Below are 26,339 nucleotides of genomic sequence, written 5' to 3' on the forward strand. Positions count from 1 at the left end.
GATCGGCAAAGTGCAGGACGAAATTCACGAGCCCGAATTCGACGTCGTAGTAGTCGGCGCGGGATTCTCCGGGCTCTACCTAGCTCACCGTGCGACCCGGATGGGCCTGCGTGTACGGGTGCTCGAGGCCGGCGCCGACGTGGGCGGTACCTGGTATTGGAACACCTATCCCGGTGCCCGCTGCGATGTCGAAAGCATCGACTATTCCTATTCCTTTTCCGAGGATCTCCAGCAGGAGTGGGTCTGGTCCGAACGGTTCGCACCGCAGCAAGAGATCCTGGCCTACATCAACCACGTAGCCGACCGGTTCGACCTGCGTCGGCACATCGAATTCAACACCCGAGTCACCGCTGCCCGGTTCACCGGCAGCGGCTGGGAGCTCCAGACCGACACAGGTGACACCGTTCGGGCCACCTTCTGCGTGATGGCATCCGGAGGGTTGTCGGCACCGAAGAAGCCGGACTTCCCAGGGCTCGACGACTTCCGTGGGCAATGGTTCCACACCGCCCGCTGGCCCGCAGAGGGAGTCGACTTCCGAGGCAAACGGGTCGCTGTCGTCGGTACGGGCTCTACGGGAATTCAGGTCATCCCCAAGGTAGCCGAGGATGCAGAGAACCTCATCGTGCTCCAGCGCACCCCGAACTACACCGTGCCGGCACGCAACCGCCGCCTCACCGGCAGCGAACTCGATGACGTCAAGGCGGACTATGCCGGTCGCCGCGCACGTGCCCGACGCGCGCCTTCCGGCGTACCACCGATCTCCATGCCCGGACCAGGGAAAGATCTGACTGAAGAGGAGCGCACACGCGTCCTGGAAGCGGGATGGCAGCTCGGGGGTGCAGTTGCTCTTCTGCGTGCCTTCTCCGATACCATGACCGACCTCGATGTGAACGAAACGGTGGGACGGTTCGTGCGGTCCAAGATCGCCGAGATCGTCGACGATCCGGAGACCGCGGCGGCCCTGAGCCCCACCGATTATCCCTTCGGGGCGAAGCGGTTGTGCGCCGACACCGACTACTTCGCAACCTATAACCGGTCGAATGTGCAACTGGTCGATCTTCGCAAGGCTCCGCTCGAGAGAATCACCGAGAACGGGATCCGTTGCGGGGGAGTCGAGCACGAGGTCGACGTGATCATCTTCGCCATCGGGTTCGATGCGATCAGCGGTGCCGTGTCCGAGATCGACATCCGTGGGCGCGACGACCGAACGCTCCGGGAACATTGGCGGGAGGGCCCCAAGGCCGCACTCGGTCTTCAGGTTGCCGGGTTCCCGAACCTTTTCCTCGTCAACGGCCCCGGAAGCCCGGCGGTCCTGGGCAATGTGGTGGCCTTCGCAGAACAAAACGTGGAGTGGATCACCACCTGCATCGATTACCTACGTCGGCACGAGATCACCACGATCGAGACGACGAGTGACTTCGAGGCGGAGTGGGCGCACCACGTGGACGAGGTGGGCGCCGCGACCCTCTACGTGAAGGCGAAATCGTGGTACACGGGCGAGAACGTTCCGGGTAAGCCTCGCCGGTTCCTTCCGTACGCAGGCGGACTGGACCGCTATCGCGACCGGTGCGACGAGATCGCAGCGAACGGATACGAACACTTCGTACTCGGCAGAGTCGACGACTCGGCGGCCGCTGCGGCACGCTGAGACCTTCCCGACGACGACAACGTCGGCGGCATACCCGACCCCCGGGGTCGCCGACGTTGTCGTGCTTTGTCGTACCGGTCGATGATTGCCGAAAGATCCTGTCGAAAACGACAGTGACGCGTCTCTCATTCTCCTCGTAGCGTCGATATCGAACACAGGCGACCCTGCTCGGCATCGCCGAGCGTGGCGATCTGGAGGCGAGGATGACCAGGGTGGCCTATCGGTGCGACAACCCTTGCAACGCAACGGTATATGTCGAAACTCACGACCAGACCACGTAATCGCATCCCGATTCAGCAAACAAGGAGAATTTCATGACCGACCGGCTTCGTTTCGGCGTGTTCCATGCCCCGTATCACCTGCCCATGGGGCAGAACCCGCATCTTGCATTGCACCGGGACATCAAGTTTGTCCAGCACCTCGACGAACTGGGATTCGACGAAGCGTGGATCGGGGAACACCACTCCTGCGGTTCTGAGATCATCGCGGACCCCATCACGTTCATCGCCAACGCAGCGCCCCAGACCAGGTCGATCAAACTCGGCACCGGTGTCCTCTCGCTTCCCTACCACAACCCGCTCTGGGTCGCCGACCGCTTCATCCTGCTCGACCACTTGACGCGCGGCCGCGCAATGCTCGGGCTGGGCCCCGGTGCGCTCACCACGGACGCATACATGATCGGTCTCGATCCACTCGAACAGCGCAACGCGCTGGAAGAGGATGTCGACATCCTCAAGCGACTGTTGGCGGGTGAGACCGTCACGGAGACGACTTCGCGATACACGTTGGTGGAAGCGCGGACCCAGCTACGCCCGTACTCGGACTTCGAAGTCGCTGTCGCGGCGGTGGCATCTCCGACCGGGCCGCGTATCGCCGGGAAGTACGGCGATGGCGTCCTCTCGATCGGCGCAACGATGTCGGCGATGGCACCCGATGGCGTCGACACTCTGGCCCTGCACTGGGACGTCATGGAACAGCGCGCCGCCCAATTCGGGCAGATCGCGGATCGTTCGAAGTGGCGGCTGGTCGGCCCCATGCATATCGCTGAAACCCGCGAGCTCGCCCGCGAGCAGGTACGGCACGGCATCGACGCCTGGTTCGAGTACTTCCAGGACGTTCAGGCCGCGGTCCATTTCGACGTCGCAGGCCGAACCACCGAGGAGCGCATCGACTTCGTCATCAACTCGGGCCTCGGCGTGATCGGCACCCCGGACGATGCGATCGAGCAGATTTCCAAGCTGAAAGCTCAGTCCAACGGCGGTTTCGGTGCATACCTGGTCATGACCCACGAATGGGCGAACTGGGCAAATACTCTGCACTCGTACGAACTCATGGCCGAGCGCGTCCTCCCTGCCTTCCAGGGGAGCATCGAGTCGCTGCAGGCGAGTGCCGACTGGGCGGCGACCACTCGCGGCGATCTCGGGGGTGCGCAGATGAAGAGCGTCGAGAACGCCATGGCCAAGCACGCTGCGGAAACCGCGGCGCGTTCCTGACCCACCCATCGGCAAACCGCCCAACCGCGAATTGCCGGTGCAACGCACACAACCGCCCCCGAGTGGGGCGTATCCGGCTGGACGGTGGGCCACGGACAACGTGGCTCACCGTTCCCCAAACGATTCAGGGGTTGTTTCATGAACAGTCTGTCCGGGAAGGTCGCCTTCGTTACCGGCGCAGCACGCGGTCAGGGCCGAAGTCACGCGATCGAACTCGCTCGCGCCGGCGCCGACATCATCGCCGTCGACATCGCGCACGACGAGCCCGAGCTGGGCCTCGGGTATCCGCTCGGATCACAGGACGAACTCGCCGAAACCGCGAAAGAGGTCGAGAATCTCGGGCGCAGGATCGTCACCGCGCGGGTCGACGTTCGCGACGGTGACGGCCTCGCTGCAGCGTTACGCACCGCTGTCGAGGAACTCGGCCGACTCGACATCGTGGTGGCAAATGCAGGGATTGCCGCATCCGCAATACCCGCGCACCAGATCACAGATTCACAGTGGGAGCAGATGCTCGCGATCAATTTGACGGGCGTATGGAAGACCTGCCGAGCCGCGGTCCCCTACTTGGTCGAGGGCAACCGTGGTGGATCCATGATCCTGACCAGTTCGATGGCAGCACTCCGCGTCTATCAGGGCATCGCCGCCTACAGTGCAGCGAAACACGGAGTTGTCGGACTGATGAAGACCATGGCGGCCGAACTCGCTCAATACTCCATCCGGGTCAACAGTGTGCATCCGACCCAAGTCGACACACCCATGATCATGAACGACGAGACATTCAAGATCTTCCGGCCCGACCTCGAGCACCCCACCAGGGAGGACTTCGAGGCTGCTTCGGCATCACTGCATGCGCTCCCGGTCGCAGTGGCCGATCCGCTGGACATCAGCAAGGCCGTGGTCTTTCTGGCGTCGGACGACGCACGTCTCATCACCGGCGTCACGTTGCCGATCGACGCCGGCCTGCTGCTCAAGTGACGAAACTACCGTGCGGGACTCGAAAGGGGTGTGGGCGACGATGAAATTTCATGTCGACGCACGATTCGTCGAAGGTAAGGACCCAGCGCCGGAGATGGCCGCGGAGATTGCCCGCGTCAACGAGCTTCGAGGCGCCGGGGTGGTCGAGCAGGTCATCCGGCGCACCGACGACACCGGCGCCTACCTGGTCATGGAGGCACTCGATGCCGGCGCCATCAAGGAGGCTCTCGACTCTCTCCCTTTCGCTCAGTCAGGCACCATGACGTTCGTCGTCGATGCCGTCGAAATTCTCTGACACTCCACATACCACCGTCGGCTCACCGCGAGTTCGTCGGCAGCTGCTGCAAAGGAAGAACTGATGGGACGACTCAAGGGAAAAGTTGCCGTGGTGACCGGCGCTGCTCGCGGTCAAGGCCGTGCACACGCTGTCGCACTGGCTCAGGAGGGCGCCACAATCGTTGCCCTCGACATCCTCGAAAGCCTCCGGACACCCCTTCATGAGGGCGCCACCGAGGACGACATGGCGGAAACAGTGCGCCTCGTGGAGAAGGAAGATCAGCGCGTCCTTGCGCGCAAGGTCGACGCCCGGGATTTGACCGCTCTGAAACAGTGCGCTGACGAGGTGATGACCGAGTTCGGCCGCATCGACATCCTTGCCGTCAATCACGGGATCTGGGCAATCTCTGAAAATTCATGGGAAACCAAGGAAGACGACTGGCAGGAGAGCATTGACGTCCTCCTGACCGGGGCGTGGAAGGCGACCACGGCGTTCATTCCGAAGATCATCGAAGGCGGACTGGGCGGTTCGGTCATCCTCACCTCCTCGGCGATGGGCATCAAAGCCCAGCCGTCCTCGGTTGCGTACACCGTCGCCAAGCACGGTGTGCTCGGATTGATGCGGACCCTGGCATGGGAGGCCGGCTCTCACAACATTCGCGTCAACGCGATTCTTCCCGGCATGATCGACACCAAGATGCTGCAGGGCGGGACCATCGAGCAGTCGAGCCAGTGGCAGCCCCGGTTCTTCACACTCGATCGCTCGCTGCTTCCCGACGGACTGATTCCGCCGGACAGCGTCTCCCGCGCGGTCGTGTTCCTCGCGTCCGACGACTCCGCGTTCATCACCGGAGCAGCACTTCCGGTCGATGCCGGCTGGACCACATTCTGAAAGGATCCGATGTGAGCACGGCAGAGGTGAAACTCGGCAATGTCACCCATCCGGTCGCAGACGTCACGGCTGCGGCGACCTTCTACAGCGACAGTCTCGGCATCACGACCAAGTTCATCGACGGTGATCGGTATGCAGCCCTCGACGCGGGCGGGACGACGCTGGCGCTCGCCGCTCCGGTCGAAGACCTGACGGAATGCGTGTGCGCATCGTTCAAGGTTGCCGATGTCGAGACTGCGCTCGAATCGATCCGACGAGCGGGTGGACGCATCGTCCACCCCAGGCAACAGGGACCGCACGAGGTCCGGGCGGTCGCAGCAGACCCATGGAACAACCTGTTCATCGTGTACGGCCCTCGCTGACAGCAACGGTCACAAAGCGGGAACCCGGTCTTTACGCGGCCAAGCTGATGCCGCGCCGTCAGGCTCAGGAAAGGACGCGCATGAGAAATCTCGGCACCGCATCGCCGATGCGCGAAAATGTGGAACGGGCCGTCGCCGCAATCGCAACCGGGCATCCGATCGTGGTCGTCGACGAACACGAAGATGGAGGCGATCTGGTCTTCGCGGCCGAGCACGCCACGACGGAATTGCTGGCGTTCGTCGTCCGGCACACCTCCGGGTTGGTGTGCGTCGCACTGACCGATGAGGACTGTGACCGGCTCGAGCTGCCACCGATGTACCCCCGCAACGAGAACAAACTCGGTGCTGCATATCGTGTGTCGGTTGATCTGCGGGGCACCGGAACCGGGATCTCGGCGGCGGATCGGGCCCGTACGATCGCCGCCCTGGCCTCGTCGGTGGCCGCACCGGGCGACTTCACCCGTCCGGGACACGTCATGCCGCTCGCAGCCCGCGACGGAGGTGTGCTGCAACGTCCCGGACGCGCCGAGGCGGCGGTCGACCTCGCCCGACTGGCTGGATCACGGCCGGCCGGGGGTCTCTGCGAGGTCGTGTCGACGGAGCGCCCCTGCGAGATGGCAGCGGGTGCCGAACTCACCCGCTTCGCGGCCGAGCACGGGCTCGAAATCGTGACCATCGCGGACTTGGCTACGTATCGCCGACGGGCGGAGGCTCAGGTGCGACGGCTCGCTGCGGCCGCGCTGCCCACTGTGCACGGTCATTTCCGAGCTCTCGGTTATCGCGGTGTCCACGACGGTGCGGAGCACATGGTCCTGATTTCTGGAGACGTTCAGAACGGTGCCGGCGTCCCGCTGTACGTACATACTGAATGCCTGACCGGTGACGTCCTGGGGTCGACTGCCTGTGACTGCGGCAACGCCCTCGAACGAGGACTCGCCGCGGTCTCGGCAGAAGAAGGTGGAGTCGTCGTCTATGTACGACCCGCCAGCGGGCCACACGCGTGCGGCCTGTCGGAAGTACCCCCTAGCGGGGATTCCGAATGGCAGGCCACGATAGTCGAGTCGATTCTGGCAGACCTGCACATTGCGTCGGTGCGACCGGTCGATCCAGCCGCGGTGCCGGTGCAGTCCCTCGAGAAACGGAGGGCCGCCGGCGGGTGCGATGCGATGCAGCCTGTAGCTCCCATTGCGGAGAAGTCCAGTGCATGACGTAGACAGTATGGGCACGAAATCCTCGAAGAAGGTGTGACACATAATGATCGACATTGATCCTTTCGACCACGACGCCATCCGGCTTCGGAAGGCATTCGGATGTTTCCCGTCGGGCGTGACCGCCGTATGCGCGACCGTTGACGGCGAACCAGTGGGTATGGCTGCGAGCTCGTTCACGTCGGTATCGGTCACACCCCCCCTTGTCTCCGTCTGTGTACAGGACACCTCCGAGACATGGCCGCGACTGCGCACCCGCACACGACTCGGGCTCAGCGTGCTGGCCGAAGGCCACGACGAGACCTGCCTCAGCTTGTCGAACAAGACCGGCGACCGATTCGCCAAGGTGGAGTGGGACCAATCCGTACAGGGCAGCATCTTCGTCCACGGCGCCAGCCTGTGGCTCGACTGCTCATTGCACGCGGAACTTCCCGCAGGAGATCACGCGATTGTCGTACTCGAGGTGCACGGCCTCCGCGCCGACCCGGACACACCTCCGTTGGTGTTCCATGGCAGTCGATTCCGCCGTCTAGCCGCACTTTGATTGATCGGCGAGCGACGGATGAGAGGATCGGTGGACCGATACAGCTGACGGCCCGCGACGAGATTCCGACTGCGGTCATCGGGCGCGGCCGCGAACGTAGTAGCTCGGGTGCGCGCCCCTGTATCTACAGCGGGTAGTGCGTCATCACCCCCATCGGATCGTGCCGCTGCCGTAGTTCTCGGAGGCGCCGGAGGTTTCCGCCGTAGGCCGCGTCGATCTCGGCGCCGGTCTCGGGGAATCCGGGCCGGACTTCGACGCTGTAGACGCCGGTGGTGTGGGGTGCGAGGGCGTCGAGGGTGCCGCCCGCCCACGACAGGCAGGCGGCGCCGTCGTAGGGGTCGGACCAGATCGCGTTGAGGGGGATGTTCCATTCGCTGCCGCGGCCCCAGAACGCGGTGTCCTTGTCGCCCACGTCGGCTAGCGCACCGCCGGTGTGCTGGAAGTCGATTCGACATTCCCGCGTCGGCGCCCCGCGGATCTGGGTGGCCAGGGCTTCAGCGAGTTGGGAGTCGAGGGTCGGTCCGGTGAAGACGGCCTTCCCGAAGAACGAGCCCCGGCGTTCGCCCGGTTCGGGCAGCCGGATCGGTTCCGGTTCTTCGCCGTCGGCTCCGGGTGGTGCGAATTCGGGTAGCCCGGAGAGGTAGTCGCCCGAGGTCTCGGACCGGTACAGCACGCTGCCCGACACGGCGGCGACCGAGGTGGCGGCGGCCCGGGCGCGGTCGATGTCGGATGCGTCCGCGCTCGCGCACGCGGTGTACACGAAGAGGACGGGTTCGTCGGCGGACAGTGCGCTGTAGCCGAGCACCGCGCCCATCGTCGTGTCACGCGGAAGGGTTGGTGCGACACGGAAATAGGTGGCGAGCGCTTCGAGTCCGAGCACCATCCGATCGACCCACACCGGGCCCTGCGGATGCGTGCGTAGCACCGCCGACGTGACGACACCGAAGCACGGTGCGCAACCCCGGACCGCCCACCACAGATCGGCCGCGTCGCCGGCACTGGCATCGGACAGGTGGACGACTTCGCCGGAGGGCAGCACGAGTTCGACCTCGAGCAGCTGGTCGACGGTCAGCCCGAGACTGCGGGTGAGGTACCCGACGCCGCCACGGGTGACGAGTCCGAAGCCCGCATGCCCGACGATCCCGACCGGCACCACCCGGCCGGTGGGGGCGAGGGCGTCCAGCATGGTTCCCACGGTGGCGCCGCCGGCCACGACCACTCGATCGTCCTCGGGCCGGGCCGTGTTCATCCGGGCAGACAGGTCGAGCATGACGGCGTCGTCGGCGACGCAGTTGGAACTCAGCCCGCCGCCGCGGACGGTGACGGTGCCGCCCGTCCGGTGCACGACCCGCATGACGGTGGAGACTTCCTCCACGGACTCCGGTTCGACGACGCAGGACGGCCGGCGTCGCGCGGCGTCGGGAAAGAACACTCTGCTCAGTGCCGTGCGGTAGTCGTCGGTGCCCGGCAGATGAACCCGGTGCGGAAGCACCGCCTTCAGCTGCGCGACACATTCCGCGGATGGTGAACTCACGAGCGCCTCCTATCCGGTTGCGTTACCTGCCTGCCACTCGGCCCACGGGACCTCCCAGTCCCCGTACGTGTCCCACACGGGCAGGACCGGTCCGCCCGAGTTGGTGATCTCGACGACGTCGCCGATACCGAAGTGGTCGAACATCCACTGGGCGTTGGCCGGAGCCAGATTCACGCAGCCGTGGGAGACGTTGCTGCTGCCCTGATCGCCGACCGACCACGGCGCCGAGTGGACGAACTCACCGTCGTTCGAGATGCGGAGGTTCAGGTCGACCTTCTCGCGGTAGTAGTCGGGGTCGCCCGCGCAGACGCCGTACGTGCAGGAGTCCATGATGATGCTCTGCTGCCTGTCGGAGACCACGTGCGGGCCCTCGTGCGAGGGGTGGTCGGGGGAGCCGAGACTCATCGGCATCGAGGTCTCCTGAACACCGTTGTGGAACACGGTGAGTACCTCACTGGCCCCGTCCGCCTTGGCGACCCACGAGTCGTGCACGGTGTAGTCGGCGGCATTGTTCTCGGCACCGAAGACGCCGTCGCCCAGGTCGACGCCGAACACGTCCGCCTCGACGTGGATCTTGGTTCCCGGCGCCCAATAGTTCGCGGCGCGATAGTGCGCGTTCTGATCGTCGGTCCAGTACCAGGCCCCGGGCTGCGGCGGTGTCGTCGTCACGTGCAGTCGTTCCTGCACGGCGGCCTTGTTGGCGACCGGCGAGGTGAACTGGAACACCATGGGCTGGCCGACGCCGATGCCCGTGTCCGCGACGACCTCGGGTGCCGGAACGACGTTCGCGTACGCGGTGGAACCGGGAGTCATCGTCGTCACCGTGAACGTCTGCTCGACGGGAGCGCCGTCGGGGTTCACCGCGTCGGCGACGACCGTGTACGTGGACTCGTATCCGAGGGGCGCGCTGCTCGTCCAACTCGTGCCGTCGGGGGCGAGGGCACCGGCGACCGGTGCGCCGGCGTCCGCGGGATTCGTGACCGTCACGGTGGTCAGCCGGCCGCCCGTGGCGGTGACCACGATCGGGGTGGTCGGGTTGATCGGCGCGCCGTCGGCCGCGGGAACGGCAATCGTGGCGGGCGCTGCCTGGGTGGTGGTCGGGGGTTCCGAGGTTCCGGTGTCTCCGATGGTGCATGCCGTGGCCAGGAACGTCATAGCCACTACTGCAACGATGCCGGCTGTCCGTGTGCGGAGAGTCACGACCACCTTCTTTCGGATCTCGATCAGCGTTCGCCGTTCCTCATACTGCCAGCGATCGGCTCGGAGTTTCCTGTCAGACACCCGCCGACCCCGCCCGACCTGGGTGAATCTGGCCGTCCACGACGATTTAGACAGCTGTGCTGGCGAAATTTTAGACCGCAGGTGCACGTAGTCTATGCGTAACGACGATTGACCTGCATAAATAAAACAGCTAGACTGGCTAATGAAATTGCTCGGCGAACGAGAGGCGAACGCATGGACGAGAAGGCTGATCGACTCCGCGAGGACGTCGTCATGTTCACCCGGCGCATCCGGACCCAGCGGTCCGGGCACCTGCTCACGCCCTCGCAGTTGCAGGCCCTTGCGCATCTCGACCGGGAGGGCCCGATGAGCGCCCGCGCCCTCGCCGATCTCGAGCAGGTGGCGCCGCAGTCCATCGCGCGGACCGTCTCGATCCTCGAGGACTCCGGGATGGTATCCCGCACCGTGGACCCCCAGGATGCACGGGCGAGCATCGTCGCGATCACCGCGCCGGGATTGCAGACCCTCACCGCCGACCGGTCGCGGCGGAGCGAATGGCTCTCGGCCGCGCTCGCCACCGAATGCACCGAGGCCGAACGCGACCTCCTCTTCATCGCCGGACGGCTACTCCGCCGACTCGCAGCAACCCCCGAGTCCCCCGAGTCGGCGCCGCGGCGGGAGTCACTGATGAACTCGTGAGCGCGACCGTCGCCGACACCGCTGTCGCGCAGAAGTCGCCGTCCGTACCGTTCCGGGTCAGCGGATCAGTCGCCACCGGAAGCATCCTTCAACCCCTGAACTCGTCGATGATCGCGGTGGCGATCGTCGGCATCGCCGCCCAGTTCGGCTCGTCGTCCGGCATCACCTGGGTGATCTCCGCGCTCTACATCGCCACCGCCGTCACCGCGCCGATGGCGGGGAAACTCGGCGCCCTTCTCGGAGCGCGGAAGGTGTACCTCGGGGGTCTCGCCCTCGTGGCGCTGGGGTCCGTGGCCGGTCTGCTCGCACCGACGGTCGGCTGGCTGATCTTCTCCCGGATCCTCGTCGGAATCGGCACCGCCACCCAGTATCCCAACGCGATGACGATGATTCGCGGGTACGCGGACCGGCACGGTGCGCAACCGCGCACCGCGATCACGACCCTCGCGATCTGCAGCCAGGCCGTCGTGGCGCTCGGCCCGACGCTCGGCGGACTGCTGGTGGGGGCGTTCGGCTGGCAGTCGATCATGTGGATCAACCTCCCGATCGTCGTGTTCAGCGCCGTGGCGGTCACGAAGTTCGCGAACGTCGGCTTCGTCGGCGGAATGTCGGTCAGCCGACGCCAACTGGTGCACGCGCTCGACGTCGTCGGGGTCCTGCTGTTCCTCGCGCTCATCTCGTCCACGATGCTGTTCCTGCTGTCGGTCACCACCGACCCGGTGTGGTGGCTGATCCCCGTGTGGGCGCTGGTGCTGGCCCTGTTCGTCCAATGGGAACGCCGGGCGGACGAACCGTTCATCGACGTTCGGGCACTGGCCCGGAACCGGGCGCTCAGTGCGACCCTCGCCCGGACCCTCCTCACTTACACGGCCTTCTACTGTGTCTTCTTCGGAATCCCGCAGTGGTTGCAGTACTCCCGGGGGATGGGCGCCACCGAGGCGGGGCTGACGATGCTTCCCGTCGCCGTCGTCGGGATCGGCTCCACACTGCTCGCGTCCCGGACGTACCGGCGGCACGGGGTGCGCCGAACACTCACCGTCGGGACGTGCGCGCTGCTGGTCGGCGGGGTGCTCCTGGCGTCGGTGGAAAGCAGCACCGCCCCGATTGTCGTGCTGCTGATGGTGGCGGCGGTACTGGGAATCCCCAACGGATTCAACAACATCGGCAACCAGAATCTGATCAGCTCGGTCACGTCCGTGGAGGAAGTGGGCACGGCGATCGGGATGTACCGCACCGTGCAGTACATCGGGGCGAACCTGTCCGCCGTCGTGCTGCAGGCCACCGCCGGTCACGTCGTCGGCGACGACGGACTGCACCGCACGGGATGGTTCATCGCGATCGCGGGTGTTCTCCTCCTCGCCGGAGTCCTGATGTCGCGGAACATGGGCGACCGCCGGTCCGCTGTGTAGGAACCGCTCAGGAGGGAACCGTTCCCCCGACCGCCCGCCAGATCAGCGCCGCGGTCCGGGCGGGCCAGTCCGCGGGGGGAGGATCGCCGGCCAGGGCGCGGCCGTACCAACTGCCCGTCGCCATCGTGACGGCGACCTCGAGATCGGCGTCGGCGTCGATCATCTTCAGCTCCGCGGCGCGATCCAGGATGGCGCGGATGCGGCGCCGGCGCGGTGCCACCACCCGGGCACGGTACTGCGCCCGGACGTCGCCGTCCGTCGTGTCCTGCAGCATCGTCCCGACCAGCGACAGCCGGCCGGTGCGCGACACCCCGCGCTGGAAGTCGGCCAGTTCGCGAACCAGATCACCGAACGGGTCCGCCGACGACCGGCCGGTCTCCTCGTCCGCCAACTGCGTCACGACGGCCGCGGCCAACTCCGCCTTCGTCGCCCACCGGCGGTACAGCGCCTGTCGGGTGGTACCGGCCTCCGCCGCGATCGCGGCGAGCGACATCGCGTCGTATCCGGCCCGGGACAGTTGCCGGCCCGCAACTCTCAGCACCCGGGTGTCGATCTCCGTGTCGCGACTGCGCCCGGCCACACTCATGCTCGAACCTCTTTTCAATCCAATACTGATGTGTATTGTAATGGAGAGACGACGGAAATCGGGAGCTCGCATGAGTGATCAGGACACCCCGTCCCTGTACGAGTGGGCGGGCGGTGAGCAGTCGTTCCGGCGGCTGATCGACGCCTTCTACGACCGGGTGGAGCGCGACGAACTGCTGTCGCCGATGTTCCCCGGCGGCGTGCACGAGGAGCATCGCCGCAACGTCACCCTGTGGTGGTGCGAGGTGTTCGGCGGTCCGCCGGGATACACCGAGAACCTCGGTGGCTACGAACGGATGCTGCGGCACCACATCGGTCTCGCCATCACCCCGGAGCAGCGACACCGCTTCGCCGCAACGATGAGCCTCGCCGCCGACGACGCGGCCCTGCCGTCCGACCCCGAATTTCGCTCCGCCTTCATGGCATACGTCGAGTGGGGGACCAGGCTCGCCCTGCAGAATTCGAGCCCCGGAGCCGAGGTCGTCGAGCACGCACCCGTGCCGCGCTGGGGTTGGGGCGTCGCCCCGCCCTACCGCGGCTGACCGGGGCAGGGCGCCCGTCCTACAGGCTCCCGCCGGTGAACGGACACCCCGACACCGCTGCGGGTGCCGGGAGAAAGTTGGGGCGGAGGTCCATGTCGGGTGCGTCGTAGAGCCGGTGGAACGTCGGGGTGAGTGCCGCCGACATCGGTGGGTTGATCCACGACCAGTCGGTGGGGCACTTGCGGCCCAGCGACTCCTCGCGTTCGACGTGGCTGATGAACTGCTTGGCGACGGTGTGATGATCGACCATGTGCACGCCGGACTGCCGGTAACTGTGGATTACGGCGCGGTTCAATTCGACCAGTGCGCGGTCGCGCCACAGCGTCCGCTCCGAGGACGTGTCCAGGCACAGTTTTTCGGCGATGGCGGGCAGCATGTCGTACCGGTCCCGGTCGCTGAAGTTGCGGGCCCCGACCTCCGTGCTCACGTACCACCCACTGAACGGGGCGAGCGGATACGTCAGCCCGCCGACGGAGAATCTCATGTTCGACACGGCGGGCACCGCATGCCATTTGAGTCCGAAATCGGCGAACCAGCGATGGTCGGGATGCTCGATCTCGACCTTGAGCACCAACTCCGGGGGAACGTCGTACCAGCGCAGAGGCTCGTCCGGGGTGCTGATCAGCAGGGGCAGCACGTCGAATCGTGTTCCGGCGCCGCGCCACCCCATCCTGGTGACGGCCTCGGTGATACCCACCTGCGCGGGATCCCCGGTCACCGTCCCGTCCGCGTTGCGGTAGCCGGCGTACCGAATGAGCTGAGGGCTGAGGATCTTGTACTCGCGACCGTCGGCGAGAGGTAGCGGACCGACGGTGATCACGGACCGCAGCGCACCGCCGTTGGTCGCGATCCGCAGATGCTCCCAGCACGCCTCCGCGATCTCGTCGGCGCTGGTGGCGTGCCGGGCGTCGAGAAGCTTCAGCGTGCGCCAATGTTTTCGGCCCACACACCGGGCGTGGTTGCGCCAGGCCAGCTGGGCGCCGATCTCGATCTCCTCCCGGGTCTGCTCGTAACGGCCCGACACGGTCAGCGACCGCAGCGCCTCGTCCAACCGGGAATCGGGCAGGTGGGCGAGCTCGGGCTGGCGGAAGAAGTCGGAACATTCCTCCATCTGCGAGGAGTACCCGACCTCGGCGGCGTCGAGTTCGTTCCACTCGACGTCCGGAGTGTCCGGAACCGCCTCCGTGCTGCCCACCACTGACCTCCCGACGACCGTTGAACTTCGTGCGCGACAGTATGGCAGCGGCCCGGCCGCGACGCCTCATCGAGTCGGCCGCCGCTGTGCAGTGTCGGCGCCGATCGTGCCCGCCGGCCTCCGGGGAAATATGCGCACCGCGGCGGCCGTTGCGTCCAAGGTGAAGCTGTCGATTCTGGACCGGTCCCGGACGCGCCGGGGTGCGCCCGACTCTGCCGCGCTGACCGGGACGATCGAGCGGGCGGTGCACGCCGAACACCTCGGATTCGAGCGGTTCTGGGTGGCCGAGCACCACGCCGTGCCGGGCATTGCGAGCGGGTCGCCGCCCGTGCTGCTCGCGGCCCTCGGCGCCCGCACCAGCCGGATCCGGTTGGGCTCGGGTGGTGTGATGCTGCCGAACCACCAGCCGTTGGTGGTGGCCGAACAGTTCCTCATGCTCGAGGCCATGTACCCGGGCCGGATCGATTTGGGGGTCGGACGGTCCCTGGGGTTCACGAAACCGGTGCGGGAGGCACTGCGACGAGACCGCAACGCCCTCGACACGTTCGCGGACGACCTTGACGAGGTCCGGAGCTACCTCGAGGGCAAAGGTGCCGTGACCGCCAGGCCCCAGGGGACGACCCCGCCGCCGATGTTCGTCCTCGCCACGCGCCGCGGACTCGACTACGCCGCGAAGGCCGGCCTGCCGGTGGTGGTCGGCGGGCCGATCCTCCACGCGTCGGACGCGCGCGTCCCGGAACTCGACCGGTACCGCGACAGCTTCGTCCCCTCCGCCGCTCACCGGGACCCGTACGTGATGATCTCGCTCGAGGTCATGATCGCCGAGCACGACGACCGGGCCCGTGAACTGTTGCTCCCGGAGGCGTGGGCGCTGGCGCAATCGAGCCGGACCGGCGAGTTCCCGCCGCTCGAATCGGTCGTGGACATACACGCTCAGCCCTGGACCCCGCGGCTGCGGGAACAGGTCGACGCCACGATCGCGTCGTCGATCCACGGCGCCGTCGAACAGGTGAAGGTCGCGCTCGACGCCCTGTCCGCACGCACCGGCGCCGACGAACTCCTGGCCTCGACGTCCACGTTCGACCGGGACGCGCTGTTCGAATCCGATCGGCAACTGTCGCTTCTGTACCGTGAGTGAATTGCCGCACCCCCGAGGTCAGGAGAGCAAGCTGATGAAGGAATTCACCGCCTGGATCGCGCGCGAGAACGAGGGCGCCATCGGCCTCACCGAGGAGACGGTCGACGAATCGTTCCTGCCGCAGGGCGAGGTCACGATCCAGGTCGAGTACTCCAGCGTGAACTTCAAGGATGCTCTGGCGCTGACGCCGAAGGGCGGAGTGGTGCGCGAGTACCCCATCGTGCCCGGCATCGACGTGGCGGGCACGGTCGCCGAGTCGCAGTCGCCGGAGTTCGCGGTCGGTGACAAGGTCGTCGCCCACGGTTACGACATCGGAACCGCCCGGCACGGCGGGTACGCGCAGTTCGCCCGCGTCCCGGCCGACTGGGTGGTGAAACTCGACGGCATGTCCACCCGCACCGCCGCCGCGATCGGAACTGCTGGTTTCACGGCCGCGATGAGCGTGGAGGCACTGCAGTCCCGCGGCGTCGAGCCGGGCAACGGTCCGGTGCTCGTGACCGGGGCGAGCGGCGGCGTCGGCACCGTCGCCGTCGACCTGCTGTCCGCGGCCGGTTTCGAGGTGGTCGCGTCGAGCGGAAAGCCGGAGAAGGCGGAACTGCTCACCCAGCTGGGCGCGAGCAAGGTGATCGGACGCCTCCCCGAACCCGACACGAAACCGCGTCCCCTCGGCAAGGCCCAGTGGGCCGCCGCGGTCGACTGCGTCGGCGGCGCCACCCTCGCCCACGTGCTCAGCACCATCGAATACGGCGGTGCCGTGGCGGCGAGCGGACTGACCGGCGGACCGAAGCTGGAGACCACGGTCCTGCCGTTCATCCTGCGCGGCGTCAGCCTGCTCGGCATCGACTCGGTGCAGTACCCGATCGACCAGCGGCGCCGACTGTGGGGCCGTCTCGCATCCGACCTCGCACCCAGCCGCCTCGAGTCGATCACCCACGAGGTCCCGATCGCCGACGTCGTGTCGGTGATCGACCAGGTGCGGGCGGGCACGTGGTCGGGTCGTGCACTGACGCGCCTGTGAGTACTTATTAACGTGCGGCGGTTAATAAGTACTCACGGGCGGCGGAGCCGCACGATCCAGGCGCGGGTATCGGCCGGGTCGATCACATCGTCGAGTTCGAAGATCGTCGCCGCGTTGAGTGCCTTCCCGTGCTGGTAGGCGGCGTCGACGAGTTGCGTGAACGCCGCATCCCGCTCGGCGGGGTCGTCGAGCGCCTCGAGTTCCTTCCGGAACCCGAGGCGCACCGCGCCTTCCAGCCCCATGGCGCCGATCTCGCCGGTCGGCCACGCGACCGTGAACTCCGACGCGTGGAAGGAGCCGCCCGCCATGGCCATCGCGCCGAGGCCGTAGCCCTTGCGGAGGATGACCGTTCCGTACGGCACGGTCATCTGCGCGCCGGTGATGAACAGCTTGCCGAACCGGCGGACCGTGGCCTCCTTCTCAGAGTCCGGACCGACCATGAATCCCGGTGTGTCACACAGCGAGACCACCGGCAGGCCGAACGATTCGCACAACTCCAGGAAGTGAGCCATCTTGTCGGCCGCGACCGCGTCGATCGCACCGCCGAGGTGATGACTGCTGTTCGCGACCAACCCGTACGGTGCCCCCTCGACCCGGATCAGCGCGGTGACGATCCCGACGCCGTGGTTGCGGCGTAGCTCGAGGACCGAGCCGACGTCGGCGATCGACTCCACAGCACTCCGAACGTCGTAGGCGCGCAACCGGTTCTCCGGGACAACGTGACGGGCCAGCCGCTCGTCGGGCGCTTCCCAACCGGGGAGCACCCCTTGGAAGTACGACAGGTACGTCTTCGCCAATTCGACGGCATGCGCCTCGTCCCGGGCGAGCAGATCGATCACACCGTTGCGCCGCTGCACGTCGACCGGACCGATGTCTTCCGGCCGGTACACACCCAGCCCGCCGCCCTCGACCATCGCCGGACCGCCCATGCCGATGTTCGCGTCGGGGGTGGCGATCAGGACGTCGCAGACCCCGGCCAGGGCGGCGTTGCCCGCGAAGCAGCGGCCGGACACGACCGACACCAGCGGCACCTTCCCGTTCAGTGCCGCCAGCGACCGGAAGGTGTTCAGGTCCAGGCCCGCGGCGGGCCCGGCGTCGGTGTCGCCGGGGCGTCCCCCGCCGCCCTCGGCGAACAGGACGACCGGAACCTGTTTGCGGCCCGCGAGTTCGATCACCCGGTCCGTCTTGGCGTGGTTCCGCATGCCCTGGGTCCCGGCGAGCACCGTGTAGTCGTACGACAGCACCGCCGCCTGGGAATTCTGCGGACCGAACACGTCCCCGTTGATCGCGGCGAGGCCGGCGATGAGGCCGTCGGCGGGGGTGTTCTCGATCAGGTCCTGTTCGGAGCGGCGGCTGCGTTGCGCGGCGAGAACGAGGGGTCCGTATTCGACGAAGCTGCCGGGGTCGACCAGGTCCTCGATGTTGGCGCGGGCGCTGCGTCTCCCGAGCTTCGCCCGCTTCGCGATCGCGGCGGGCCGGGCGGCGTCGAGGGTGTAGTCGTGGCGCTGCCGGATCTCCGCCAGATCGGCACGCTCACGATCGAGATCGACCCCGCTGTCGGCCACGTCGCCAGCCTCCGACCCGGTGCGGCGGATCACGACCAGTGGGTCGCCGGCGTTGACGGTCTGCCCGGGCGACACCAGATTCCGCTCGACCACCGCGCCCGCGGGAGCGGCGATCACGTGCTGCATCTTCATGGCCTCGAGCACCACGAGTTGCGCACCCGACGTCACGGCGGCCCCCTCGGTGGCCGACTCCACGACCGTCCCGGCCATGTGTGCACGCAGGACGTCCTCGCCGGCCCGCAACTCGAGCGTGTCCGACGCGACCTCCGCCGGATGGTGCACGTGTGCGGCGTCGACGAGGGCACCCATCCGCTCGGCGAGGTAGTCGGTGCCCACGACGCCGTCGGCGAAGCCGGGATCCGTGAGAATCGCCCGCAGAAAGCCGATGTTGGTGGGGACGCCGTCGACGACGAACTCGGCGAGCGCTGCATCGGCCTTGCGCGCCGCGGCCGCGAACGACTGCCCGCGCGCATGAACGATCACCTTCGCGAGGAGCGAGTCGTACCGCGGGCTCGGCGAGAGCCCTGGGCGCCCGTAGGTGTCCACGCGCACCCCCGGTCCCGTCGGCGGGGAGAAGACGGACAGCGTGCCCGCGGCGGGAACGGCCTGACCGCCCCGGCGCATCGTCTCCATGTTCACCCGGGACTGGACGGCGATTCCGCGCGCCGCAGCGGGTGTGCCCGACGTGTCGAGCCCTACGGCGCCGACCCCGTCCGGCAGCGCCAGTTCCCCGAAGTCCGCTCCCCGCGCGATGTCGATCTGCACGGCGACGAGGTCGATCCCCGTCACCTCTTCGGTGACCGTGTGTTCCACCTGGATTCGCGGATTGACCTCCAGGAACACGAATCCGTCCGGGGACACCAGGAATTCGACGGTGGCGAGTCCCCGGTAGCCGACACTGGCGCACAACCGCGCCGCGGCCTCGTGGAGTTCGCTGCGCAGTCCGGGATCGAGCCCCTGCGCGGGTGCGATCTCGACGAGTTTCTGGTGGCGACGCTGCACGCTGCAGTCGCGGTCGCCGACGGCGAGCGCCCGCGTCACGCCGGCCTGCGGTGCGGCCACCACCTGCACCTCGATGTGCCGGGCGCCCTCGAGCAGCGCCTCGGCGAACACCGCGGGATTGCCGAACCCGAGTTCCGCCTCCGCCGCGCACGCCCGGTACGCCTCGTCGATCCGGTCCGCGTTGCGGACGGCACGGATGCCGCGGCCACCGCCACCCGCGAGTGCCTTGATCATGATGCCGCGCGGCTGCTCCGCGAAGAACGCGCGGACGCCGTCCAAGTCGGTGGGGCCGTGCGTCGCGGCGAGCACCGGAACCTTCGCGGCGACGGCGGCCTCGCGTGCCGACGACTTGTCGCCGAAGATGTCGAGCACCTCGGGGCTCGGACCCACAAAGGAGAGTCCGGCCTCGCCGCAGGCACGGGCGAAATCGGCGTTCTCGCTGAGGAACCCGTAACCGGGATGCACCGCCGTCGCACCGAACTCGGCGGCCGCGTCGAGGAGGGCACGAGCGTCCAGGTACGCGGACGGTCCCGAGCCGCGGAGCGCGACAGCCTCGGTCGCCGCGCGCACGTGGGGACTGTCCGCGTCGTCCTCCGCGTAGACGGCGACGGTGTCGACCGACATCTCCTCCGCCGAGCGGATGATGCGCAGCGCGATCTCGCCGCGATTGGCGACCAGCAGGGTCACTTGTACTCCTCGGCCAGGGCGAAGAGGTCGGCCTTGCGGACCTTCCCCGTTGCCGTCATGGGTAGTGCGTCGAGGACCTCGACGGTGGGCACCTTGTAGGTGGCCATGTTCCGGGCGGCCCACTCCCGCAGTTCCTCACCCGACACCTGACGGTCGGGCAGGAGCTGGACGAACGCGAACGGCACCTGCCCCTTGCCCGGATCGGGTTTCGGGACCACCGCCGCCGATTGAATCGCCGGATGCAGCATGAGCAGCGCCTCCACTTCCGAGGGGAACACGCTCATCCCGTTGGTCTTGATCATTTCCTTGTTGCGGGCCAGATAGTGCAGTGCGCCTTTGCCGTTCAGCTTGCCGACGTCCCCGGTCTGAAGCCATCCGCCGCGGAGCGCGTCGGCGGTGGCGTCGGGTTTGCCGTAGTAGCCGGTGAGCAGTGACGGACTGCGGACGATGATCTGCCCGGGCTGCCCCACCGGCACCGGAGCCCCGGACTCGTCCACGATCAGCACGTCGGTGCCCGGAACCGGCAGCCCGCAGAAGACGGGTTCGCTGAGCAGATCCTCGTCGTCGGTCTGGAAGCCGAGCGTGATGGTGTCGGCGGTGTGCGTCTCCGTCATGCCGTAACTGGCTTCCCGGAGCACGTGCCCGGTCGCGTCGCGCCATCGGCCGCGGATCTCGGGGTCGAGTTTGAGCACGAACGACACGGCCATCGCGTTGCCGAGGGTGGAGAAGTTTCGCTCGGCGAAACCCGGCAGGTCCATCAGTTCGACGTAGTTGTCGACGGTGCCGACCATCGACGTCACACCACGGCGCTCGACGAGGGTCGCTACGGCTTCGGGGTCCCATCGGGTCAGCAGCACGACGGTGCCGCCGTTGATCAGCGGATAGAGGATGCCGAAGTCCTCGCCAGCGATCCAGAAGACGGGCAGGAACCCGAGGACGACCGGGGGAGCTTCGCCCACCTGCCTGCCCCCGGCAAGTGTCGCGGTGGCGGCGGTGTACACCATGTGTGCCTGAGTGTGTTTGCAGCCCTTCGGCATCCCGGTGGTGCCGCCGGTGTAGTTCAGCGCTGCGAGTGCGTCGGGATCCATCGGGATCGGATCGGCGCGAGGTGATTGCATGATCCCCGCCCAGTCGGTGGGCCCGGACGCGGTGGGGAACGGCGGTGTGACGCCGGGTTCGGCGGGCAGCAGGTCCGACAGGGCCGTGACCGCGACGTGGCGGAGCGCTGACTCGCCGCGCACGGATTCGACCATGTCCGCGAACGAATCCTGGGTCAGCAGAATCTCCACGCCGGCGTCACCGAGTTCGTACGCGAGTTCGTGCTCACGGAACAGCGGGTTGATCGGGACGTGGACCGCGCCGATCTTCAGGATCCCCAGCATCGCGATGTGGAATTGAGGGCAGTTGGCCAGGTGGACGCCGACGCGGTCGCCTGCCGTCGCGCCCCGCTGCAGCAGCCAGCCGGCGAAGCGGTCCGACAGTTCGTCGAGTTCGGCATAAGTGATGTCGCGGCCGTAGAAGTCGATCGCGACGGTGTGCGGCCGCTGCGTTGCCCAGTGCCGCAGATAGTCGATCACGGTGCGGCCCTCGATCGGGTACTCGACGGACCGCGGTACCTCCGGTGGCCACGCGGCGTCCTGGAGTTCGCGTATCTCGGCGAGGGCCGATTCCAGTGCCGTGGGGTCACTCGAAGGCGAAGTGGGCATGCCGAACTCCCGATTCTGTGCGGATTGTCCTTGCTAGGCGAAGCCGATGAGCCTCTCGGAGATGGCGGTCAGGTCGGCGGTGTACCGGCGCTGTTCCCGGGCACTCGCGTCGACCAACCGGGCCGCGCCCGCGAGTTGGGCGTCGGCGAGGGTCTGCGCGATGCGGGCGGGTGGTGCGCACGGCGTGACGTCGCAGGTGGCGTTGATGCGCTCGATGAACCGGGTGTAGCGGCGGATGAGACGCGTCTGCACGGTGGTCCAGCTTCGACCGACCTCGGGGTCGAGCCCGGCGCGGTGCCTGATCAATTCGAGGACTCGTCCGTTGGTGTAGACGGCCTCGACGAAGGCTTTCGTGGTGGTGCGCAGCACCTCTCGCAAGTCCTCGCTCGCCGGTCCCTCGACGTGCTGCGATTCGAGGAACTCCTCGCAGACGTCGGCGGCGACGGCATGGAACACCTCGTCCTTCGAGGAGAAGTACGCGTAGAACGTCGCCCGCGACACTTCCGCCCGGGTGGTGATCACCTCGACGGTGGTCCGGTCGTACCCGAGTTCGGCGAAGCAGGCGCTCGCGGCGCGGAGGAGTTCGCGGCGGCGGGGACCGTCGTTGTCCTTACGCGCCGACCGCGCCCGCTCCTGAGCCTCGCTTGTGGTCACGGTCACAGTATGGATTGATGTTGACGTCAATGTCAATCACGTCAATGGGGCACCCCGATTCGCAGCGGGAGTGCGCTGTGGCGGCGCACGAGGAGGCTGGGAAGCCAGCGCGTCTCGGCGTCGTCGGCGAGGGAGAAGTGGTTGGTGCGCGCGAGCAGTGTGGTGGTGGCGGCGAGTGCCTCCATGCGGGCGAGCGCCGATCCGACGCAGAAGTGGACACCCTTGCCGAACGCAAGATGGGAGCGGATGTGCGGCCGGTCGAGCACGATCTCGTCCGGCCTGTCGAACGCGGCCGGATCCCGGTTGGCCGCGCCCCACAGCAGGAGCAGGTGGCTACCCGCGGGCAGGTCGACGCCGCCGAGGGTGGTGTCGGCGACCACGTGCCGGTGATGCCCGCGGAACGGGGATTCGAGTCGCAGTGCCTCGTCGAGGAACGCGTCGACCAGCGCGGGTTCCTGCCGGAGCCGGGTCTGCACTCCGGGATGGGTGGCCAGGAGGCGGGCGGCATTCGCGATCAGGCCCGCGGTCGATTCGCCGCCGGCGCCGACGAGCTGGAGCAGGACGAGCGTCGCCAGGTCCTCGGACAGCTCCCCGGCATCGCAGGCGTGTGCGAGTACGCCCAGGAGATCCTCCGACGGTTGCGACCGTGCCCGCGCGAGTTCGGCCCGCAGGTACGCGGCCAGTTCGGTCACGGAGACCACCAGCCGGCCGAGGCGACCCTCGTCGACGATCCCGCCCAGCATCTCCGTACTGTCGTACGCCCAGGCGAGCAGCCGCGGAACGTCCTGCTCGGGCAGCCCGATGAGGTGCGCCACCATCGTCAGTGGCAGGCGGTCCGCCATCTCGGCGGCCCAGTCGATCCGCCCGTCCCGCAGCCCCTCGTCCCACAGGGTGTCGACGAGCGACTGCACGGTGGGCGTGAGCGCGCGGATCCGGCGACCGAGCGTGGGCAGCACGAGTCTGCGATGGTGCAGGTGCGTCGGCTCGTCGGCGGTGGCCAGCACGTGAATCGCCTGACCGCCGCCGTCCATGTCGAACGTCGTGGGCGGTCCCGACGGTTGCTGCACCAGCACACCGGTGAGGTGCGAGGAGAAGTCGTCGGTGCGGCTCGCCGCCTCGGTCACGAGGTCCCACGTGGACACCAGGAAGAAGTCGGTGCCCGCGACGCGATGGACGGGGGAGTGCTCGCGGAGAATCCGGTACAGCTCGTTCGGGTCGTCGAGGTGGGCCGGGTCGAAGATGTCGATTTCGTGGGTCGGCGAGTGGGCCATCGAGGACTCCTTGTCGGCGAGAACTTGTTGCACATCACCACAGTTCGCGTCGGAGTCCAGTGCTGTCAAGGGTGGCCGACAACGTGAGATTCTGCTGATCAACGCGCTGTTCGCGCGGTGTCTCAGTGCGCGAGGATGCGGGTTCGTCGTTGCTGATCACGACCCCGCAATCGAGGAACGTGTTCTAGAATTGACAGAGTAACCGTCTCGCGGTGAGACAAAATAACGAGTACGTTTCTGGAGGTGCCGTGGACACGGAGCAGGCGGACTGGTGACCGGAGGCAGTCGGCGGGTGCTCGCGGTCGAGAGGATTCACGCCGCCGCTGCCGACCTCATGCGCGAACACGGCATCGACGGGGTGAGCGTGGACGAGGTCGCGGCGCGCGCCGGGTGCTCACGCGCCACGCTCTACCGGTACGCCGGGGGCAAGCGCACGCTCGTCGCGGCCGTGATGTCCCGCGCCGCCGATGCCGTGGCCGACCACGTCGAGCGGGCGCTGGAACCGTTCGCGGACTCGGAACGGATCGTGGAGGCTATCCTCGCCTCGCTGGTGGCGATCCGTGCGGAGCCGGCCCTGGTGCGGTGGTTCACCGGGGCGCATCCGAGGAGCACGGACGAGTACCTGGCCCGCGCACCCGAACTCGGCCGGGTGGCGATCTCGCTCACCCGCATCGCGCCCGACGAGGAGGCAGCGGGATGGATCGTGCGCGTCGTCCTGGCCCTGTTGACGTGGCCGCTGCCCGACGCGGCCGCCGAGCGTCGCACCATCGAACGCTTCGTGGAGCCGATCTTCAGGATTCGCGCGTCGTCGTAGCCGATCGGGTGGGCTCGAGCACGAAGAGCCGGAACTCGCGTCCCCCGGACCGCCGGTGCTCCATGCGATAGCCGGGCCAGTAGTCGACGACGAATTTCCACAGGTTTTCGCGTTCTTCGCCGGTGACCAGCTGGACGCGCATCCGGGACTCCCGTGCCCCGACCTTGACGAGCGCTTCGTCCGCGGCACGCAGATTCGCCGACCACGCGGGGTGCTCGGGGCGGCCCCAGTTGGAACCGGTGACGATGTATCCGTCGCCGTATGGAATGCACAGCAGCGCCGTCGTCCGCGGGGTACCGCTCTTGCGTCCCGGGACGGTGACCTGCAGGGACTGCAGGCCGGCGATGCCGATGAGACTCACGCGGTTCCCGGTCCACGCGCGCAGGTGCGACTCGAGCCAGATGATGACCGGTGCCATCCGCATCACCCATTCCTGGGTGCCCAGCCACCGCGCGAGGACGCGGAGCGGGTTGCGGAGCGCGCGCGATCGGTCAGGGGGCGTGGGGACGGCGTTCATAGTGGCCATCTTCCCTCAGGTGGCCGGTTCGGGCCGATCGCGATGAGTTTTGCGCATGCCGCGGGTCTAATGGTCAGGTCCCACCGAAAGGATCTCGATTTCACGCCTTGACCCGAACAATGGTTGAGGTTGCAGGATCGGTCAGTAGCAATTCGAGCCACTCGACAGGGAGTACAGATCATGTCCAACACTGAAGCCACGATTTCTGCAACCACGACCTCACGGATCAACCCGGCGACGCTCGAACTGAGCCGGCCCTGGGCGGTCGCCGCGACCGTCATCGGCGCGCTCGTCCCGAACCTGGTCATCTGGCTGCTCGGGCTCGCCGCCGGCGGGTCGTTCGAGATGACCGATGCGGGCACGACCAGCAGTGTCGCCCCCGGAGGCGTCGTCATCCTGACGGTGGTTCCGACATTGATCGGGATGACGCTGGCCGCGCTCATCTCACTCAAATGGGTGGCCGTCATCCGGCCCGCGGAAGTGATCGGCGCGCTGCTGCCGCTGGCGACGATCGCGCTCACCGTTCAAGCGGACTTCGACACCGCCAGCACGATCGCACTGGCTGCCATGCACGTGGTGATCGCCGTGGTGATCGTCGTCGGCCTCGAAGCGATGCGGCGGCCCCTCGTCGGTAGCGCGCAGGTCTAGGGCGTGCTGTTCACCGGCACATGCGCCTCGATGGTGAGTGCGATGTGCTCGACGATCCGCTTCTGCGAAATCTTCGGGCTGCCGGTAAGCCAGCGCTGATACAGGAAGGCGATCGCCCCGAACAAGGCAATCGCGTTCAGCTGGGTGTTGACGGCGTCGCGGGGTGCGCCGTCGGCACCCAGCATTTTCAATGCCGCGGCCATGGGGGTGGTGAACTCGGCGACGAGTTGTTCGCCGCGCTGCGCCAGTTCCGGCACGGACTGCGACTCCACGAACATGATGCGTCCCCGCCGCCGGTCCTCGGCGATGTAGCCGGTGAACGCCTTCACGACGTGGCGGACGAGTCGGCCCGGATCGTCCGGGGCCGACTCGAGCGCGCCGAGCAGGGTGTCCCTCGCGCCCAGGACGACGTGGTCGAGCAGGGCGACGAGTAGCGCCTCCCGGTTGTCGAAACTCTCGTAGAAGTAGCGCTCGGTGAGGCTCGCCTGACGGCAGGTCGCCCGCATCGTCGTGGCTGCCGTGCCCTCGGTTCCCATGATCTGGAGGCCGGCCTCGATAAGGGCCGCGCGCCTCGCCGCGCGGCGGTCGTCCGGCTCCTGGCCGCGCCATCTACGCGGCGCTCCACGAGGGCTCTCGCTGTCGCTCATTCCGTCATCGTCTCACCGATCCCGGTGTCGATCGGGGTACATCCGCGCGCCGACTGTTGACATCAGGTGATGTCAACAGTCATCCT

Annotated in this window: 25 protein-coding genes; 15 read left to right on the forward strand and 10 right to left on the reverse strand. The window is 67.3% G+C overall.

What is annotated here, in order from left to right; all coding sequences use genetic code 11:
* Nucleotides 1–10 precede the first annotated feature (10 nt).
* The 8 genes from MLGJGCBP_RS29710 (at nucleotide 11) to MLGJGCBP_RS29745 (ending at nucleotide 7,401) form a co-directional block, all read left to right on the forward strand.
* Nucleotides 11–1,648 (forward strand): flavin-containing monooxygenase, encoded by a 1,638-nt coding sequence (locus MLGJGCBP_RS29710; RefSeq protein WP_236581438.1) that lies wholly within the window; start codon nucleotides 11–13, stop codon nucleotides 1,646–1,648.
* A gap of 314 nt (nucleotides 1,649–1,962) precedes the next feature.
* The gene (locus tag MLGJGCBP_RS29715) at nucleotides 1,963–3,141 is read left to right on the forward strand and encodes an LLM class flavin-dependent oxidoreductase (RefSeq protein ID WP_160100069.1); all 1,179 of its coding nucleotides are present in this window, start codon (nucleotides 1,963–1,965) and stop codon (nucleotides 3,139–3,141) included.
* A gap of 138 nt (nucleotides 3,142–3,279) precedes the next feature.
* On the forward strand, nucleotides 3,280–4,119 hold the full coding sequence (locus MLGJGCBP_RS29720) for a mycofactocin-coupled SDR family oxidoreductase (RefSeq protein ID WP_160100071.1): 840 nt from the start codon (nucleotides 3,280–3,282) through the stop codon (nucleotides 4,117–4,119).
* Between the two features lie 10 nt (nucleotides 4,120–4,129).
* On the forward strand, nucleotides 4,130–4,414 hold the full coding sequence (locus tag MLGJGCBP_RS29725) for a hypothetical protein (protein ID WP_160100073.1): 285 nt from the start codon (nucleotides 4,130–4,132) through the stop codon (nucleotides 4,412–4,414).
* 63 nt (nucleotides 4,415–4,477) lie between these two features.
* Complete coding sequence (locus MLGJGCBP_RS29730; protein ID WP_087560489.1) at nucleotides 4,478–5,287, forward strand: mycofactocin-coupled SDR family oxidoreductase; 810 nt, start codon at nucleotides 4,478–4,480, stop codon at nucleotides 5,285–5,287.
* An 11-nt stretch (nucleotides 5,288–5,298) separates the two neighbouring features.
* The gene (locus tag MLGJGCBP_RS29735; RefSeq protein ID WP_160100075.1) at nucleotides 5,299–5,649 is read left to right on the forward strand and encodes a VOC family protein; all 351 of its coding nucleotides are present in this window, start codon (nucleotides 5,299–5,301) and stop codon (nucleotides 5,647–5,649) included.
* A gap of 80 nt (nucleotides 5,650–5,729) precedes the next feature.
* Nucleotides 5,730–6,857 (forward strand): 3,4-dihydroxy-2-butanone-4-phosphate synthase, encoded by a 1,128-nt coding sequence (gene ribB, locus MLGJGCBP_RS29740; RefSeq protein WP_236581440.1) that lies wholly within the window; start codon nucleotides 5,730–5,732, stop codon nucleotides 6,855–6,857.
* Between the two features lie 46 nt (nucleotides 6,858–6,903).
* Nucleotides 6,904–7,401, forward strand: coding sequence for a flavin reductase family protein (locus MLGJGCBP_RS29745; protein ID WP_160100077.1), 498 nt, complete (start codon nucleotides 6,904–6,906; stop codon nucleotides 7,399–7,401).
* A gap of 124 nt (nucleotides 7,402–7,525) precedes the next feature.
* On the opposite strand, the gene MLGJGCBP_RS29750 is transcribed toward MLGJGCBP_RS29745, so the two are convergent.
* Nucleotides 7,526–8,935, reverse strand: a complete 1,410-nt coding sequence (locus tag MLGJGCBP_RS29750) for an FAD-binding oxidoreductase (protein ID WP_160100079.1) — start codon at nucleotides 8,933–8,935, stop codon at nucleotides 7,526–7,528.
* Nucleotides 8,936–8,944: 9 nt separating this feature from the next.
* The gene (locus MLGJGCBP_RS29755) at nucleotides 8,945–10,141 is read right to left on the reverse strand and encodes a L,D-transpeptidase (protein ID WP_087560526.1); all 1,197 of its coding nucleotides are present in this window, start codon (nucleotides 10,139–10,141) and stop codon (nucleotides 8,945–8,947) included.
* A 249-nt stretch (nucleotides 10,142–10,390) separates the two neighbouring features.
* On the opposite strand from MLGJGCBP_RS29755, the gene MLGJGCBP_RS29760 reads away from it, so the two are divergent.
* Nucleotides 10,391–10,855, forward strand: coding sequence for a MarR family winged helix-turn-helix transcriptional regulator (locus tag MLGJGCBP_RS29760; RefSeq protein ID WP_160100081.1), 465 nt, complete (start codon nucleotides 10,391–10,393; stop codon nucleotides 10,853–10,855).
* Complete coding sequence (locus tag MLGJGCBP_RS29765; RefSeq protein ID WP_160100083.1) at nucleotides 10,852–12,264, forward strand: MFS transporter; 1,413 nt, start codon at nucleotides 10,852–10,854, stop codon at nucleotides 12,262–12,264. Before MLGJGCBP_RS29760 ends, MLGJGCBP_RS29765 begins: the two co-directional genes overlap by 4 nt.
* 7 nt (nucleotides 12,265–12,271) lie before the next feature.
* On the opposite strand, the gene MLGJGCBP_RS29770 is transcribed toward MLGJGCBP_RS29765, so the two are convergent.
* A complete protein-coding gene (locus MLGJGCBP_RS29770) occupies nucleotides 12,272–12,850 on the reverse strand; it encodes a TetR/AcrR family transcriptional regulator (RefSeq protein ID WP_160100085.1) in 579 nt (192 codons plus the stop codon).
* A gap of 70 nt (nucleotides 12,851–12,920) precedes the next feature.
* On the opposite strand from MLGJGCBP_RS29770, the gene MLGJGCBP_RS29775 reads away from it, so the two are divergent.
* The gene (locus MLGJGCBP_RS29775) at nucleotides 12,921–13,391 is read left to right on the forward strand and encodes a group II truncated hemoglobin (protein WP_160100087.1); all 471 of its coding nucleotides are present in this window, start codon (nucleotides 12,921–12,923) and stop codon (nucleotides 13,389–13,391) included.
* 19 nt (nucleotides 13,392–13,410) lie between these two features.
* Here MLGJGCBP_RS29775 and MLGJGCBP_RS29780 read toward each other — a convergent pair whose 3' ends face one another.
* On the reverse strand, nucleotides 13,411–14,502 hold the full coding sequence (locus MLGJGCBP_RS29780; RefSeq protein WP_160100203.1) for a nitric oxide synthase oxygenase: 1,092 nt from the start codon (nucleotides 14,500–14,502) through the stop codon (nucleotides 13,411–13,413).
* Between the two features lie 244 nt (nucleotides 14,503–14,746).
* On the opposite strand from MLGJGCBP_RS29780, the gene MLGJGCBP_RS29785 reads away from it, so the two are divergent.
* Nucleotides 14,747–15,724 (forward strand): LLM class flavin-dependent oxidoreductase, encoded by a 978-nt coding sequence (locus tag MLGJGCBP_RS29785; protein ID WP_160100205.1) that lies wholly within the window; start codon nucleotides 14,747–14,749, stop codon nucleotides 15,722–15,724.
* A 34-nt stretch (nucleotides 15,725–15,758) separates the two neighbouring features.
* Nucleotides 15,759–16,742: an MDR family oxidoreductase gene (locus MLGJGCBP_RS29790; protein ID WP_160100089.1), complete on the forward strand. Its 984-nt coding sequence runs from the start codon at nucleotides 15,759–15,761 to the stop codon at nucleotides 16,740–16,742.
* Nucleotides 16,743–16,774: 32 nt separating this feature from the next.
* Here the strand turns inward: MLGJGCBP_RS29790 and MLGJGCBP_RS29795 are convergent, their stop codons facing one another.
* From MLGJGCBP_RS29795 to MLGJGCBP_RS29810, 4 genes are read right to left on the reverse strand one after another with little or no spacing between them, the layout of a single operon-like run.
* Nucleotides 16,775–19,996, reverse strand: a complete 3,222-nt coding sequence (locus MLGJGCBP_RS29795; protein ID WP_160100091.1) for an acetyl-CoA carboxylase family protein — start codon at nucleotides 19,994–19,996, stop codon at nucleotides 16,775–16,777.
* Nucleotides 19,993–21,702 carry an AMP-binding protein gene (locus MLGJGCBP_RS29800; RefSeq protein WP_160100093.1) on the reverse strand — a complete coding sequence of 570 codons (1,710 nt, stop codon included), beginning with the start codon at nucleotides 21,700–21,702 and terminating at the stop codon, nucleotides 19,993–19,995. The genes MLGJGCBP_RS29795 and MLGJGCBP_RS29800 overlap by 4 nt, the downstream gene beginning before the upstream one ends.
* A gap of 33 nt (nucleotides 21,703–21,735) precedes the next feature.
* Nucleotides 21,736–22,362: a TetR/AcrR family transcriptional regulator gene (locus MLGJGCBP_RS29805; protein ID WP_072937200.1), complete on the reverse strand. Its 627-nt coding sequence runs from the start codon at nucleotides 22,360–22,362 to the stop codon at nucleotides 21,736–21,738.
* 35 nt (nucleotides 22,363–22,397) lie between these two features.
* Nucleotides 22,398–23,627: a cytochrome P450 gene (locus MLGJGCBP_RS29810; protein ID WP_160100095.1), complete on the reverse strand. Its 1,230-nt coding sequence runs from the start codon at nucleotides 23,625–23,627 to the stop codon at nucleotides 22,398–22,400.
* A 271-nt stretch (nucleotides 23,628–23,898) separates the two neighbouring features.
* Here MLGJGCBP_RS29810 and MLGJGCBP_RS29815 point away from each other — a divergent pair, with 271 nt between their 5' ends.
* Entirely contained in the window at nucleotides 23,899–24,441 is a 543-nt protein-coding gene (locus MLGJGCBP_RS29815) for a TetR/AcrR family transcriptional regulator (protein WP_236581442.1), read from the forward strand.
* Here MLGJGCBP_RS29815 and MLGJGCBP_RS29820 read toward each other — a convergent pair.
* Nucleotides 24,419–24,958: a nitroreductase family deazaflavin-dependent oxidoreductase gene (locus MLGJGCBP_RS29820; RefSeq protein ID WP_442972132.1), complete on the reverse strand. Its 540-nt coding sequence runs from the start codon at nucleotides 24,956–24,958 to the stop codon at nucleotides 24,419–24,421. The genes MLGJGCBP_RS29815 and MLGJGCBP_RS29820 overlap by 23 nt on opposite strands.
* Before the next feature lie 180 nt (nucleotides 24,959–25,138).
* Here MLGJGCBP_RS29820 and MLGJGCBP_RS29825 point away from each other — a divergent pair, with 180 nt between their 5' ends.
* The gene (locus MLGJGCBP_RS29825) at nucleotides 25,139–25,606 is read left to right on the forward strand and encodes a DUF6069 family protein (protein ID WP_160100099.1); all 468 of its coding nucleotides are present in this window, start codon (nucleotides 25,139–25,141) and stop codon (nucleotides 25,604–25,606) included.
* Here the strand turns inward: MLGJGCBP_RS29825 and MLGJGCBP_RS29830 are convergent.
* The gene (locus MLGJGCBP_RS29830) at nucleotides 25,603–26,253 is read right to left on the reverse strand and encodes a TetR/AcrR family transcriptional regulator (RefSeq protein WP_087560453.1); all 651 of its coding nucleotides are present in this window, start codon (nucleotides 26,251–26,253) and stop codon (nucleotides 25,603–25,605) included. The genes MLGJGCBP_RS29825 and MLGJGCBP_RS29830 overlap by 4 nt on opposite strands.
* Between the last annotated feature and the right edge of the window lie 86 nt (nucleotides 26,254–26,339).

The organism is Rhodococcus sp. T7 (genome assembly GCF_009872365.1).
GTDB lineage: Bacteria > Actinomycetota > Actinomycetes > Mycobacteriales > Mycobacteriaceae > Rhodococcus_F.

Coding starts and splice junctions, on each gene's coding strand:
- MLGJGCBP_RS29825 (WP_160100099.1), top strand. CDS start 25,139: ATGTCCAACACTGAAGCCACGATTTCTGCAACCACGACCTCACGGATC.
- MLGJGCBP_RS29830 (WP_087560453.1), bottom strand. CDS start 26,253: ATGAGCGACAGCGAGAGCCCTCGTGGAGCGCCGCGTAGATGGCGCGGC.
- MLGJGCBP_RS29820 (WP_442972132.1), bottom strand. CDS start 24,958: ATGAACGCCGTCCCCACGCCCCCTGACCGATCGCGCGCGCTCCGCAAC.
- MLGJGCBP_RS29715 (WP_160100069.1), top strand. CDS start 1,963: ATGACCGACCGGCTTCGTTTCGGCGTGTTCCATGCCCCGTATCACCTG.
- MLGJGCBP_RS29775 (WP_160100087.1), top strand. CDS start 12,921: ATGAGTGATCAGGACACCCCGTCCCTGTACGAGTGGGCGGGCGGTGAG.
- MLGJGCBP_RS29770 (WP_160100085.1), bottom strand. CDS start 12,850: ATGAGTGTGGCCGGGCGCAGTCGCGACACGGAGATCGACACCCGGGTG.
- MLGJGCBP_RS29730 (WP_087560489.1), top strand. CDS start 4,478: ATGGGACGACTCAAGGGAAAAGTTGCCGTGGTGACCGGCGCTGCTCGC.
- MLGJGCBP_RS29810 (WP_160100095.1), bottom strand. CDS start 23,627: ATGGCCCACTCGCCGACCCACGAAATCGACATCTTCGACCCGGCCCAC.
- MLGJGCBP_RS29780 (WP_160100203.1), bottom strand. CDS start 14,502: ATGGAGGAATGTTCCGACTTCTTCCGCCAGCCCGAGCTCGCCCACCTG.
- MLGJGCBP_RS29745 (WP_160100077.1), top strand. CDS start 6,904: ATGATCGACATTGATCCTTTCGACCACGACGCCATCCGGCTTCGGAAG.
- ribB (WP_236581440.1), top strand. CDS start 5,730: ATGAGAAATCTCGGCACCGCATCGCCGATGCGCGAAAATGTGGAACGG.
- MLGJGCBP_RS29790 (WP_160100089.1), top strand. CDS start 15,759: ATGAAGGAATTCACCGCCTGGATCGCGCGCGAGAACGAGGGCGCCATC.
- MLGJGCBP_RS29760 (WP_160100081.1), top strand. CDS start 10,391: ATGGACGAGAAGGCTGATCGACTCCGCGAGGACGTCGTCATGTTCACC.
- MLGJGCBP_RS29800 (WP_160100093.1), bottom strand. CDS start 21,702: ATGCCCACTTCGCCTTCGAGTGACCCCACGGCACTGGAATCGGCCCTC.
- MLGJGCBP_RS29720 (WP_160100071.1), top strand. CDS start 3,280: ATGAACAGTCTGTCCGGGAAGGTCGCCTTCGTTACCGGCGCAGCACGC.